General features: G+C 71.2%; 12 protein-coding genes. 9 read left to right on the forward strand and 3 right to left on the reverse strand.

Annotation, left to right across the window (positions count from 1 at the left end):
* Nucleotides 1-54 precede the first annotated feature (54 nt).
* Both ACIGXW_RS07630 and ACIGXW_RS07635 read left to right on the forward strand, forming a co-directional pair.
* Nucleotides 55-1,371, forward strand: coding sequence for an ATP-binding protein (locus tag ACIGXW_RS07630; protein WP_071965811.1), 1,317 nt, complete (start codon nt 55-57; stop codon nt 1,369-1,371).
* A gap of 79 nt (nt 1,372-1,450) precedes the next feature.
* The gene (locus tag ACIGXW_RS07635) at nt 1,451-2,131 is read left to right on the forward strand and encodes a response regulator transcription factor (RefSeq protein ID WP_071965810.1); all 681 of its coding nucleotides are present in this window, start codon (nt 1,451-1,453) and stop codon (nt 2,129-2,131) included.
* A 59-nt stretch (nt 2,132-2,190) separates the two neighbouring features.
* On the opposite strand, the gene ACIGXW_RS07640 is transcribed toward ACIGXW_RS07635, so the two are convergent.
* On the reverse strand, nt 2,191-2,928 hold the full coding sequence (locus ACIGXW_RS07640) for a DUF461 domain-containing protein (protein ID WP_399571032.1): 738 nt from the start codon (nt 2,926-2,928) through the stop codon (nt 2,191-2,193).
* Between the two features lie 613 nt (nt 2,929-3,541).
* Here ACIGXW_RS07640 and ACIGXW_RS07645 point away from each other — a divergent pair.
* The 4 genes from ACIGXW_RS07645 to ACIGXW_RS07660 all read left to right on the forward strand — a co-directional run bounded on the left by ACIGXW_RS07645 (nt 3,542) and on the right by ACIGXW_RS07660 (nt 6,130).
* Nucleotides 3,542-4,024 carry a CarD family transcriptional regulator gene (locus ACIGXW_RS07645; protein WP_003953493.1) on the forward strand — a complete coding sequence of 161 codons (483 nt, stop codon included), beginning with the start codon at nt 3,542-3,544 and terminating at the stop codon, nt 4,022-4,024.
* Between the two features lie 323 nt (nt 4,025-4,347).
* Nucleotides 4,348-5,145, forward strand: coding sequence for a 2-C-methyl-D-erythritol 4-phosphate cytidylyltransferase (gene ispD, locus ACIGXW_RS07650; protein WP_399571034.1), 798 nt, complete (start codon nt 4,348-4,350; stop codon nt 5,143-5,145).
* Nucleotides 5,135-5,638 (forward strand): 2-C-methyl-D-erythritol 2,4-cyclodiphosphate synthase, encoded by a 504-nt coding sequence (gene ispF / locus ACIGXW_RS07655; RefSeq protein ID WP_071964887.1) that lies wholly within the window; start codon nt 5,135-5,137, stop codon nt 5,636-5,638. The genes ispD and ispF overlap by 11 nt, the downstream gene beginning before the upstream one ends.
* A gap of 84 nt (nt 5,639-5,722) precedes the next feature.
* Entirely contained in the window at nt 5,723-6,130 is a 408-nt protein-coding gene (locus tag ACIGXW_RS07660) for a PPOX class F420-dependent oxidoreductase (protein ID WP_071964888.1), read from the forward strand.
* Between the two features lie 9 nt (nt 6,131-6,139).
* On the opposite strand, the gene ACIGXW_RS07665 is transcribed toward ACIGXW_RS07660, so the two are convergent.
* Nucleotides 6,140-7,381 (reverse strand): acyltransferase, encoded by a 1,242-nt coding sequence (locus ACIGXW_RS07665; protein WP_071964889.1) that lies wholly within the window; start codon nt 7,379-7,381, stop codon nt 6,140-6,142.
* A gap of 124 nt (nt 7,382-7,505) precedes the next feature.
* A complete protein-coding gene (locus ACIGXW_RS07670) occupies nt 7,506-8,669 on the reverse strand; it encodes an acyltransferase family protein (protein ID WP_399571036.1) in 1,164 nt (387 codons plus the stop codon).
* Nucleotides 8,670-8,900: 231 nt separating this feature from the next.
* On the opposite strand from ACIGXW_RS07670, the gene cysS reads away from it, so the two are divergent.
* From cysS to ACIGXW_RS07685, 3 genes are all read left to right on the forward strand, one after another.
* Nucleotides 8,901-10,292: a cysteine--tRNA ligase gene (cysS, locus tag ACIGXW_RS07675; RefSeq protein WP_399571039.1), complete on the forward strand. Its 1,392-nt coding sequence runs from the start codon at nt 8,901-8,903 to the stop codon at nt 10,290-10,292.
* A 74-nt stretch (nt 10,293-10,366) separates the two neighbouring features.
* Complete coding sequence (gene rlmB, locus ACIGXW_RS07680) at nt 10,367-11,323, forward strand: 23S rRNA (guanosine(2251)-2'-O)-methyltransferase RlmB (protein ID WP_071964892.1); 957 nt, start codon at nt 10,367-10,369, stop codon at nt 11,321-11,323.
* A gap of 130 nt (nt 11,324-11,453) precedes the next feature.
* Nucleotides 11,454-13,070, forward strand: coding sequence for a DoxX family membrane protein (locus tag ACIGXW_RS07685; RefSeq protein WP_399571042.1), 1,617 nt, complete (start codon nt 11,454-11,456; stop codon nt 13,068-13,070).
* Nucleotides 13,071-13,096: the final 26 nt, after the last annotated feature.

The following is a 13,096-nucleotide window of genomic DNA, read 5'->3' on the forward strand; positions in this document are numbered from 1 at the left end:
AGACGGCCCCCATTTGGCTGTGGCCGTGTCGGCGCCCCCGCATAACCTGGACTCATGAACGTGGACGCGGCCGTCGCCGCAGCGGCAGCGATCGCCGGAGTGTGCACCGGCGTGATCGCCATGCTGGCGTTCCGCTGGAGCGAGCGCGACCAGGCCCGGCCCACCCGCAGCTCCCTGCACACCGACGCCGTGCTGCCGCCCGGCGTGGACACCGTCCTGTCGGTGCTGCGCTCCTCCGCCGTCGTCCTCGACGAGGCCGACGCCGTCGTCAAGGCCAGCTCGGCCGCGTACGCCCTCGGGCTCGTGCGCGGCGGCAAGCTCGCCGTCGAGCCCATGCTGCAGATGGCCCGCGACACCCGCCGCGACGGCGAGATACGCCAGGTCGAGCTCGACCTGCCCCGGCGCGGCACCGGCCGCGGCGACGCGCTCGCGGTCTCGGCCCGGGTCGCCCCGCTCGGCTCCCGGCTCGTGCTGCTGCTGGTGGAGGACCTCACCGAGGCCCGCCGCATCGAGGCCGTCCGCCGTGACTTCGTCGCCAACGTCAGCCATGAGCTCAAGACGCCGGTCGGCGCCCTGTCCCTGCTCTCCGAGGCCGTCATGGACGCCTCCCAGGACCCCGAGGCGGTCACCCGCTTCGCGGGCCGGATGCAGATCGAGGCGACCCGGCTGACCAATCTGGTGCAGGAGCTCATCGACCTGTCCCGGGTGCAGAACGACGACCCGCTGGAGGACGCAGAGCCGGTGCCCGTCGGCGAGCTCGTCGCCGAGGCCATCGACCGCTGCCGCCATCAGGCCGGCACCAAACAGATCACCATGGCCGCCGGCGGCACCGCCGACCTGCACGTCTGGGGCAACCGCGGCCAGCTCGCGGCCGCCCTCGGCAACCTCGTCGAGAACGCCGTCAACTACAGCCCCGCCCGTACGCGCGTCGGCATCGCGGCCCGCCGCGTCTCCGCACCCGGCGGCGACCTCATCGAGCTGGCCGTCACCGACCAGGGCATCGGCATCTCCGAGAAGGACCGCGAGCGCGTCTTCGAGCGCTTCTACCGCGTCGACCCCGCGCGCTCCCGCGCCACCGGCGGTACGGGCCTGGGCCTGTCCATCGTCAAACACGTGGTCGCCTCGCACGGCGGCGAGGTCAGCGTCTGGAGCGCCGAAGGCCAGGGCTCCACCTTCACCCTGCGGCTGCCGGAGGCCGGTGCCGTCCGCGACCGCGAGCGCGACCTTCGCGAACGCAACCGCCCGCTGCTCGGACCCGGCGACCCCGGGGCCGACGAGGGCGAGGGCGAACTCGACGACGAGGTGTACGCCGCCCCCGCACTCCCCGACAACCCCGCTCCCGCCGGGCCCTCCCGGCGGGCCCTCCCGTGACCCTCGTCGCCGTGGACGAGACCGCCGCCCGTATCCCCACCGCGCTGTGTACCCCAAAGACCCGACCGGAGGTCATCCCGTGACCCGAGTGCTCGTCGTCGAGGACGAAGAATCCTTCAGCGACGCGTTGTCCTACATGCTCCGCAAGGAAGGCTTCGAGGTCGCCATCGCGACCACCGGGCCCGACGGGCTGGACGAGTTCGAACGCAACGGCGCCGACCTGGTCCTGCTCGACCTCATGCTGCCGGGCCTGCCCGGCACCGAGGTCTGCCGGCAGCTGCGCGGCCGCTCCAACGTGCCCGTGATCATGGTGACGGCCAAGGACAGCGAGATCGACAAGGTCGTCGGGCTCGAAATAGGAGCCGACGACTACGTCACCAAGCCCTTCTCGTCCCGGGAGCTGGTGGCCCGCATCCGCGCCGTCCTGCGCCGCCGCGGCGAGCCGGAGGAGGTCACCCCGGCCGCGCTGGAGGCCGGCCCCGTCCGCATGGACGTCGACCGGCACGTCGTCACCGTCTCCGGCGGCAAGGTCGACCTGCCCCTGAAGGAGTTCGACCTCCTGGAGATGCTGCTGCGCAACGCCGGGCGCGTGCTGACCCGCATGCAGCTGATCGACCGCGTCTGGGGCGCCGACTACGTGGGCGACACCAAGACGCTGGACGTCCACGTCAAGCGCCTGCGCGCCAAGATCGAGCCGGACCCGGGCGCGCCGCGCTACCTGGTCACGGTCCGCGGCCTCGGGTACAAGTTCGAGCCGTAGACCGCGGCACGTACGCGGAGGGGCCCGGAAGCCGAAGCTTCCGGGCCCCTCGCCCGTTCTCAGTGACCGGCGGTGTGCTGGCCGCCGGCCGGCTGCGTCGACGGCTGGCCCGCGGCGGGCGTGGCCGGGTTGGCGGCGCCGTTCTGGCCGTTCTGCTGGCCGTTCGGGGCCGGCTGGCCGGTCTGGCCGCTCTGCTGGCCCCCGTCCACGCCGGACGGGCTCGTGGCGGTGCCGTTGCCGGGCTTGGCGGGCTTGCCGCCCGGCTTGCTCTGGGCCGGCATCTCCTCCGGGCCCCACTCCTTGAAGTAGCTCGTCGCGGGCACGACGAACGCGGAGATCTTCACGTCGCCCGTGGAGCTGAGGTTGAAGACCAGCGGCTGCGACTCGCCGTCCTTGAGCCCCTCACGGCCCTTGGGCAGCACGGCGGACGCGTTGTCCTTGCCGCCCAGCAGCACCGAGCCGCCCGCCGGCACCACGATCTCGCCGGACTTGCCCTTGGCGGCCGTGAGCTTCACGTCCACGTTCTTGCCGGGCAGCTTGATCGAGCGGAGCGTCTGGTCCTTGCGGCCGTTGTTGAAGATCTGGCCGGTGATCACCGCGGGACCGGTGGCGTCCTGCTTCGGCTGGGTGATCACGTTGATGTTCTGGAGCTTCACGTCGCCGACCGAGGTGGCGGCGTTGTCCGGCTTGACCTCCAGCGTCTGCGCGCTGTTGCCCGCCGCGCAGGCGGTGAGCGAGGCGATCGAGAGCACGAGGGCGGAAGCGGCGAGAGCGCCGCGTCGAAGGCTGCTGCTCACGGCGGCGGCATCTCCTTGACGAAGTACGAGTACGAGGTACGCACGAGATAAGGGTCTGTGTCAGCGGGCTTAGGTTACCGAGCCGTCGTGCGGCCGCCGCACCCGACCCGCCCCCATGGTCAACTCGCTCCTCCGGCGGCGGCGCGGCCGAATATGAACCACCGGTCGATCACGCTCCCCGGGGAAGGCCCCGGAAGCCGCCGCGTCGGATTATCGGCACGGAATGCGGAGACGGATGAGGAACGGGACCGGAAGAGGAAGGGAAGGGGCGGGGAAGGAGTTCCGGAATTGATCAAGTCGGGCTTGATCAATTCGGGATTACCCATGGGGAAGACGGGCGGGCCCCGAACGGAGTACCGGAAGTCCGCCGACCGGACCCCGGCAAAACGGGACGTTCAGCCGCTCGCGGGGCCTGTCCGACACGTGTAACGTGTGGCTTTCGCCTTGCCCGGACAACCGCTCCGACCTGCGAATACCCGCTTCCGGAAGGCTCCCGCAGCACGTTCCGGTTGCTGTTGTCAAGCCCCGAGATATGCCCTGACCTGCGGAAACGCCATTCAGAACATGCTCTGCCCGTGTTAGACTGGATAGCCACGGAAGGGGTACCTGTCACATGACGTTCAAGGTTGGCGACACCGTGGTCTATCCCCATCACGGGGCCGCGCTGATCGAGGCCATCGAAACTCGCCAGATCAAAGGCGTGGACAAGACCTACTTGGTGCTGAAGGTCGCCCAGGGTGACCTGACGGTTCGGGTGCCGGCGGACAATGCAGAGTTCGTCGGTGTTCGCGATGTGGTCGGCCAGGACGGGCTTGACCGGGTCTTCGAGGTGCTGCGCGCACCGTATGCGGAAGAGCCGACGAACTGGTCCCGTCGCTACAAGGCAAATCTCGAGAAGCTCGCGTCGGGCGACGTGATCAAGGTCGCCGAGGTCGTCCGCGACCTGTGGCGCCGCGAGCGTGAGCGCGGTCTTTCCGCAGGTGAGAAGCGCATGCTCGCCAAGGCGCGGCAGATCCTGGTGAGCGAGCTGGCCCTCGCGGAGAACACCAACGAGGACAAGGCCGAGGCCCTGCTCGACGAGGTTCTCGCGTCCTGACGCACCCAGGTGTCGGTTGTCCGGCCGGGACGGGGACGTCTTCGGCCGCCGGAGGCCGGACACAACCGGACGTATAGACCGGACGTATAGAAGTGCCGCGGTGCCCGCGCGATGACGTCAGTCATCCGCCGGGCGCTGCGGCATCTCTGCTCCGGGCATCTCTGCTCTGTGCGAACCTGTCGTCCGTATCGCCGTACTTGGCGTGCCGGGCCCGGGCAGCCGTCCCGGCCAGTCGTCACGGAAGGGGCTGGTCGGGGCATCGTGCCCGGCACGCTGAGGCCATACCCAATTCGGCCGAGGAAGCAAACCTGAACGCGAACGCAATGTCTGATCGAGCCGCCGCACCGGTCACCCACGTCACGTCGGGGCCCCCTGCGCGCACCGCCGCCGTCATTCCGGCCGCCGGCCGGGGCGTACGGCTCGGGCCGGGCGCCCCCAAGGCGCTGCGTGCCCTCAGCGGCACCCCCATGCTCGTCCACGCGGTCCGGGCCATGACGGCCTCCCGCGCCGTCTCGCTCGTGGTCGTGGTGGCCCCGTCCGACGGCGCCGCCGAGGTCCGCAACCTCCTCGACGAGTACCCGCTCGCCGACCGCGACAGCACCCGCACCGAGGTCGTCGTCGTCCCCGGCGGGCAGACCCGTCAGGAGTCCGTCCGGCTGGGCCTCGCGGCCCTCCCCGACGACATCACCGCCGTCCTCGTCCACGACGCCGCACGCCCGCTGGTGCCCGTCGACACGGTCGACGCCGTCGCCGCGGCCGTACGGGCCGGCGCGCCCGCGGTCGTACCGGCGCTGCCGCTCGCGGACACCGTCAAGCAGGTCGAGCCCCGCACCGGCGAGCGCGCCGGTGAGCCGGAGCCCGTGGTGGGCACGCCGGAGCGCTCGCTGCTGCGCGCCGTCCAGACCCCGCAGGGCTTCGACCGCGCCACGCTCGCCGAGGCGCACGAGAAGGTCGCCCTGGAGGGCGAGGGCGCCACGGACGACGCCGGCATGGTCGAGCGCCTCGGCGTCCAGGTCGTGGTCGTCCCCGGCCACGAAGAGGCCTTCAAGGTCACCCGGCCGCTGGACCTGGTGCTGGCCGAGGCCGTACTCGCCCGCAGGAGGGCCAACGATGGCTTCTGAGACCAACCGCCCGGTGCTGCCCCTGGTGGGCGTCGGCACGGACGTCCACGCCTTCGAGGAGGGCCGCGAGCTGTGGTGCGCGGGCCTGCTCTGGGAGGGCGCGAGCCACGGCCTCGCCGGGCACTCCGACGGCGACGTCGCCGCGCACGCCGCCTGTGACGCGCTGTTCTCGGCGGCCGGCGTCGGCGACCTCGGCGCCCACTTCGGCACGGACCGGCCCGAGTGGTCGGGCGCGGCCGGCGTCACCCTTCTGGCGGAGGCCGCCCGCATCGTGCGCGCCGCCGGCTTCGAGATCGGCAACGTCGCCATTCAGGTGATCGGCGTCCGGCCCAAGATCGGCAAGCGTCGCGAGGAGGCCCAGAAGGCCCTCTCCGCGGCCGTCGGCGCCCCGGTCTCCGTCTCGGGCACCACGACCGACGGACTGGGCCTCACGGGCCGCGCGGAGGGCCTCGCGGCCATCGCCACCGCCCTGGTCTACCCCTCCGCCGCTTAAGGCACCGCGCGTCCGCGCACCGTATCCCCGCCGCCGGGAATACGGTGCGCTTGGACGCGATGTCAGCGACGGAAGGACCCGACCGTGCCAGCCGAGCTCTCCGAGGATCTGAAGAAGTACATCGACGACAACCCCGTCTTCGCCACCGTGGCGACCATCCAGCCCGACGGCAGCCCCCAGCTGTCCGTCACATGGATCAAGCGCGACGGCGACGACCTGCTCGTCTCCACGACGCTGGGGCGGCGCAAGGAGAAGAACCTCCGCCACGACCCGCGCGTGACGGTCCTGATCAACCCGCCGAACGCGCCCTACACCTACGCCGAGGTGCGCGGCACCGCCGACATCACCTTCGAGGGCGGCGACGCGCTCATCAACGAGCTCGCACGCAAGTACACGGGCAAGGACTACGCCGACTTCAACCCCGCCGCGGCCCAGGACGCCGAGCGCGTCGTCGTCCGCATCACGGCGCGCAAGGTCGTCGGCTCCCTGTAGGGGTCCGCCTCAGGCGCCGTCGGAGGACTTGGCGGCGCCGACGCGGTCCGGCTCGGGCTGGTCGTACCGGCGGGGCTCCTTCAGCAGCGGCAGGCTGTCGCGCAGCGCGGCGGGCCCCCGGTCGCGGCCGGCACCGGGCGCGACGGACTCGCGGCGCATCTCCTCCATGCCCTTGAGCAGCGCCGTGCGCAGCCGCTTGCCGAGCGGCTGCTCGACACAGCGGTGCATCAGATAGGCGGCCCCCAGCATCACGGCCGTCAGCGCGCCGACGAGCAGCGTGGCCGGCACATGGCTGCGCAGCCCGTAGATGATCGTCATGCCGATGTACTGGTGCAGCAGGTACAGCGGGTAGGTGAGCGCGCCCGCCGTGGCCAGCCAGCGCCACTGCACCCGGTCCAGGGCGCCGTTCGCGATCAGGGCCATCAGCACGAAGGCGAGCACGATGATCAGCGTGGCCGGCCAGGTCGGGACCACCCCGTCGGCGTTGTCCGCGACCCGCTTCGGCACCCCGTGCAGGGCGAGCAGCAGGGACAGGCCCACGATGCCCCACAGCAGCGCCGTGGGTTTGAAACGGTGCATCAGGAAGAAGGCGATGCCGGCGACGAAGTACGGCGAGAACAGCGGCATCGCCCAGATGTCGAGCAACTTGATGTGGGCGGAGGGCGCGATGACGGCCGCCACCGTCCACAGGCCGCAGAACAGCACGCACTTGCGGTAGGTCACGCCGGTGGCCACGACGATCGCGAAGAGCACGTAGAACTTGAGCTCGGCGAACAGCGTCCAGTAGACGCCGTCGACGTCCCAGACGCCCATGCCCTGTTGGAGCATCGTGAGATTGGTGAGGACGACGTCCCAGTTCTTCACGCTGCGCACCTGTGGCCACAGCGCGACGACACCGGCGGTCAGCAGGACCGCGACCCAGTACGCCGGGTAGATCCGGCAGGCCCGCGACACCACGAAGTCGCCCAGCGAGCGTCCCCACGTGCTCATGCAGATGACGAAGCCACTGATGAGGAAGAAGACCTCCACGCCCGTCCACCCGTAGCGGGTGACGATCTCCAGGTGGGGGAAGACTTCGTGTGCGGGCCGGCCCCAGCCGCCGCGCAGGGCGGTGTAGTGGAAGGCGACGACCATGAGGGCCGCCAGAAGGCGGAGCCCGTCCAGGACGTACAACCTCGGTCTGGGGGTGGACTGCTGCTGTCGGACGGCTGTCCGGCCGCCATCGAGTTGGCCTCGGCTGGCGAAACGCATGTCGTCCTCTCCGGTTGCCTTGTCGGCTCATCCTATGCGGGGCCGTCGCGCTGGCATGCTGACACAGAATGCGCTCGCGCGGGCCGTGACGGTTGTCTCCTCCGGGTTTTCCCTTCCCTGCCCGCTACCCGGTCCGTACCTCCCTGTCGGCCGTCCGGGCCTGTGCCGTCGCCCGTTGGAGGCCGCGCGACAGCAGCCGGGCCAGCGGGCGCTCCACGTGCCGGTGCACCAGCCAGGCGACCAGCAGCATGGCCGCCACCAGGGCGGGCAGCAGGACGTAGCGCGGCAGATGGCCGTCGGCCCGGTGGATGACGGCCCAGCCGATGCGCTCGTGGATCAGATAGAGGGGATAGGTCAGCACCCCGGCCGTGGACAGCCAGCGCCCCCTCACGCGGTGCGTCCAGCCCAGCGCGATCGCCGCGAGGGCCAGGAAGAACAGGGTGAGCAGCAGCGTCGTCGGCCAGCGCGGGACGTGGTGGCCCATGTAGCCCTCCGCCCGCGCGTGGGCGCCCAGCAGGTCGTGCTGGGCGATGAGCAGACAGCCGGCGACGATCAGCCAGAGCACCGGGTCGGGCCGGAAGCGGTACATCAGGTAGAAGGCGATGCCCGCGATGAAGTACCAGCAGTCGTGCGGCATCAGGACCAGGGCGAGCGCGCGGTCGCCGGACGCCTTCGCGACGACCGCCGCGAAGGCCCAGACCGCGCAGAAGCCCACGGCCCGCCGGTACGTCAGCCCCTTGTGGAGGACGAGCGCGAACAGGAGGTAGAAGCGCAGCTCGATCCAGAGGGTCCAGTAGACCCCGTCGACCGGCTCCACTCCCAGGGGGTCCTGCAGCATCGTCAGGTTGACGGCGACGTTCCGCAGGGACGGCACCGCGTTCACCGGCGACCGCCAGAGGGAGACCACGAGCGTGACGGCCAGCACGGCGAACCAGTAGGCGGGGTAGAGCCGGGTGACGCGCGAGACGGCGAAGTCGCCGACGCTCTTGTCCCAGCAGCTCATGCAGATCACGAAGCCGCTGATCAGAAAGAACAGCTGGACGCCGAGCCAGCCGTAGGCGGCGGGCAGGTGTGCCACGGGGAAGATCGTCCGTGCGGGCCGCGGCCAGGCGCCGCTGTCGAAGGCGACGTAGTGGTAGGTCACGACCATCAGCGCCGCGCACAGCCGCAGCCCGTCCAGCGCCGGCAGCCTGCCGCCCTGCCCGCAGCCCCCGGCCGGACGCGTTCCGGGGGCCGGCGGCGGGCGTCGGTCCGGATGCTCCTGCTGTACCGGCAGAGTGGAGTGCAACGCCCCTCCTGGGTCCGCGGCGGCTGCCGGGAGGTCGGGAAAGCCGAAGTCGAGGTGTGCCCGGGAAGCTACCAGAAGTGATCGTATTTACGGCGCATAAAGCAGATAAGGGGCAAAGCGCGCCGCTTCATGGATGCGGAGCGCATACGGAGGGCGTCGGTAGGGTTCGCTCCGTTTATTGCAGGCCGGGCTTTGCCCTGGGCACCCCTCGCGGCCCACTACCCTGGTGCCGTGACCATTCGCCTGTACGACACCAGCGCCCGGCAGATCCGCGACTTCTCCCCGCTCGTTCCGGGCTGTGTCTCGATCTACCTGTGTGGCGCGACCGTGCAGGCCGCGCCGCATATCGGGCATATTCGCTCGGGTCTGAACTTCGACATCATGCGTCGCTGGTTCACCTACCGCGGGTTCGATGTGACGTTCGTGCGCAATGTGACCGACATCGACGACAAGATCATCGCGAAGGCCGTCGACCAGGGCCGTCCGTGGTGGTCGATCGGCTATGAGAACGAGTGCGCGTTCAACGCCGCCTACGACGCCCTGGGCTGCCTGCGGCCGACCGTGGAGCCGCGTGCGACCGGCCATGTGCCGGAGATGATCGAGATGATGCGGGGCCTGATCGAGCGCGGCCACGCTTATGCGGCGGACGGCAACGTCTACTTCGACGTGCGCTCCTTCCCCGGTTATCTGGAGCTGTCCAACCAGGAGCTGGACAATCTCCTCCAGCCCTCCGGTGAGGGTGAGACCGGCAAGCGCGACCCGCGTGATTTCGCGATGTGGAAGGCCGCCAAGCCGGGTGAGCCCTCCTGGGAGACGCCGTGGGGCCGTGGGCGGCCGGGCTGGCACCTGGAGTGCTCGGCGATGGCCCACAAGTACCTCGGTGAGGACTTCGACATCCATGGCGGCGGCCTGGATCTGATCTTCCCGCACCATGAGAACGAGATCGCCCAGGCGAAGGCTTTCGGGGATGGTTTCGCCCGGTACTGGGCCCACAACGCGTGGGTGACCATGAGCGGCGAGAAGATGTCGAAGTCGCTGGGCAACTCCGTGCTGGTCTCGGAGATGGTCAAGCACTGGCGGCCGATCGTGCTGCGCTATTACCTGGGTACTCCGCATTACCGGTCGATGATCGAGTACAGCGAGGAAGCGCTGCGGGAGGCGGAGTCGGCGTTCGCGCGGATCGAGGGTTTCATTCAGCGGGTGGTGGAGAAGGCCGGACCGGTGGAGCCGGCGGGCGAGGTGCCGCCGGCGTTCGCGGAGGCGATGGATGATGATCTGGGTGTTCCGCAGGCGCTCGCGGTCATTCACACCACGGTCCGGCAGGGTAATTCGGCGTTGACCGCGGATGACAAGGATGCGGCTGTCGCCCGGCTGGCGGAGGTCCGTGCGATGCTGGGTGTGCTGGGTCTGGATCCGCTGGATGTGCGGTGGGCCGATGCCGCCGGTCGTGGTGATGATCTGCACGGTGTGGTGGACTCGCTGGTCAGGCTGGTCCTCGAGCAGCGTGAAGCCGCCCGGGGGCGTAAGGACTACGCGACCGCAGACGCGATCCGTGATCAGCTCCAGCACTCCGGACTCGCGATCGAGGACACCCCCGCCGGACCGCGCTGGTCCCTGTCCTGAGGGACACTTTTCGTACGTACGTTTACTGAGCCTCTGTCCCAGAGGCTCTGAGCAGTAAAGAAACAGGTGACCCCATGGCCGGCAACAGCCAGCGCAGGAACCGCCGCACGTCCAACAAGAAGGGCGCGACGGTCGGCAGCGGCGGCAAGCGGCGCCGAGGCCTGGAGGGCAAGGGCCCGACCCCGCCCGCGTCGGAGCGCAAGGGGCACAAGAAGAACCGCCTCGCCAACGCCGCTGCCAAGCGGACCGCCGCCGCCCGCCGCCCCGCGCCGCGTCGCGGCGGCCCCAAGGGCACCAACGAGCTCGTCGTCGGCCGTAACTCGGTCGTCGAGGCGCTGCGCGAGGGCGTCCCCGCGAACACGCTCTACGTCCAGCAGTTCCTGGACAACGACGAGCGCGTCCGCGAGGCGCTCCAGCTCGCCACGGAAAAGGGCCTCAACCTCATGGAGGCCCCCCGTCCCGAGCTCGACCGCATGACCAACGGCCTCAACCACCAGGGCCTCGTGCTCTCGGTGCCGCCGTACGACTACGCGCACCCCGAGGACCTCACCGCCGCCGCCTACGACGACGGCGAGGACCCGCTGATCGTCGCGCTCGACGGCATCACGGACCCGCGCAACCTCGGTGCCGTCGTCCGCTCCGTCTCCGCCTTCGGCGGTCACGGCGTCGTCGTCCCCGAGCGCCGTGCGGCCGGCATGACCGCCAGCGCCTGGAAGACCTCGGCCGGCACGGCCGCCCGTACGCCCGTGGCGCGCGCCACCAACATGACGCGCATGCTCGAGGCGTACCAGAAGGAAGGCCTGATGGTCGTCGGCCTCGCCGCGGACGGCGACGTCGAGCTGCACGAGCTGGAGGCCCTGGAGGGCCCGGTCGTCATCGTCGTCGGCAGCGAGGGCAAGGGCCTGTCCCGCCTGGTCGGCGAGACCTGCGACTTCCGGGTGCGGATCCCGATGCCGGGCGGCGCCGAGTCGCTCAACGCCGGTGTCGCCGCGGGCGTCGTGCTCTACGAGGCGGCGCGCCGCCGCGCCTGACGCGAACCGTTTCGCCCGGCGGCCAGGGATGATCTTCCCTGGCCGCCGGGCGTTTTCTTGATGATCTTGACGGGTCTCGGACACATCGAACCGGTCAAGGCAGTGTCCTAATCTCCGGTCACTCGGTTAGATGAGTGTGGACACCAGAACACCCCGCACACCTACGGGGGGAAGCTCTTCGGGTTACGACGACCAGCCCGTGCTGAGTACGGTGAAGGTCCCGTCCGACCCCGCGCAGGTCATCGTCAACAACCTGAGCTTCCGGGTGCAGCTAGCCCGGCCCCCACGCGCCGTACGGCAATTCGCCGGAGGAGTGGACACGGCGCGGCTGCCCACCGTCAAGAGCGGCGCGGCCAAGCGCCGCGCCCCCGTGGTGTGGAGCGGGCGGACCGGTCCGGGCGACTCGGCCTCCACCCAACTCCTGGAGGCCGTCCGGGACTCCGGCGCCGCCGGGCCCGGCCATCCGGCCGCCTCGGGGGACGCCGGAGCCACCCAGGTGCTGCCGCGCATCGGCGCGGACGACGGCCCCCCGACCACCGTCATCGGCCCCCGGGTGCCCGCCGAGGCGGCTCCGGGCGGCCCCGGCACCCAGCTGCTGCACGGCGTGCGCACCACCGAGAGCGCGTACGACGAAGAGCACTACGACTACCCCGAGTTCGACGAGCAGGATCCCGACGAGGACGACGAGCTCGACCAGGGCCGCGGCGACTCCGTCCGCCACGCCTACTACCCCGGGCGCCGGATGAACCTCGGCGTCGTCCTGCTGCCGCTGCGCATCTTCCTCGGCCTCATCTCGATCTACGCCGGCATGGGCAAGCTGTGCGACCCCGTCTACTTCGACGGCGGCAAGCGCGGCTCCATGGTCGGCTGGCTCACCCAGCTCCACCCCTGGGCCGTGGCCTCGCCCCTGCGGGACCTCGCCCTGAGCCACCCCGTCGGCGCCGGCCTCACCGTCGCCTTCCTCCAGGTCGTCGTCGGCATCCTGACCATCTTCGGCCTCTGGCAGCGGCTCGCCGCCTCCATCGGCGCCCTGCTGTCCGCGGTCCTCCTCGTCACGGTCAGCTGGCAGAACGCCCCCGCCTACGACGCGCCCGACATCATCTACCTTGCCGCGTGGAGCCCCCTGGTGATCGCCGGGGCGCCCTTCTACTCCATCGACGGGCGGCTGGCCGGCGAGGCCTGGCGGCGGCTCGGCCCGCGCGCCGAGCTGTGGGACCTGCGGCGGCGCGTACTGCGCCGGGGCACCGTCATGGCGACGGTCCTCATCGGGATCTCCCTGCTGGCCGGCTCGATGCTCGGCGGGGCCGTCCGCTCCTCCCGGGTCGCCCAGGCGCCCGGGACGCCCGCCCCGCCCGCCAACAGCCTCCCCGGCTCGCCGCTCCCGCAGCGGCCTTCCTCGTCCACCCCGCGCGGCTCCCACGGCCCCGCGGTCGCGGGCACCCCGAAGCCCAGCGCCTCCAACCGCAAGGCGCCGACGCCGGCCGCCACCCCGTCCGCGCCCGGCGCGGCACGGACGCCCGCGAGCTCGGCGGGCAGCGCCGGCCAGCCCGGCAGCACGGGCAGCGTCCGCCCGGCCCCGCAGACCCCGCGCCAGGCCCCGGCGCCGGCGGCCCCGCCGCACAGCTCCTCGGGCTCGTCGACGGGCACCTCCACCGGAGGGAGCACGGGCGGCTCGGGCGGCTCGTCCAGCGGCTCCGGTTCCGGCGGCTCACGCGGCGGAGGCGCCCTCGGCGGCCTCCTCGGCTGAACCGCCTCCCCACCCCCACGCGCCGG

Source organism: Streptomyces sp. NPDC053079, from assembly GCF_044546695.1.
Lineage (GTDB): Bacteria > Actinomycetota > Actinomycetes > Streptomycetales > Streptomycetaceae > Streptomyces.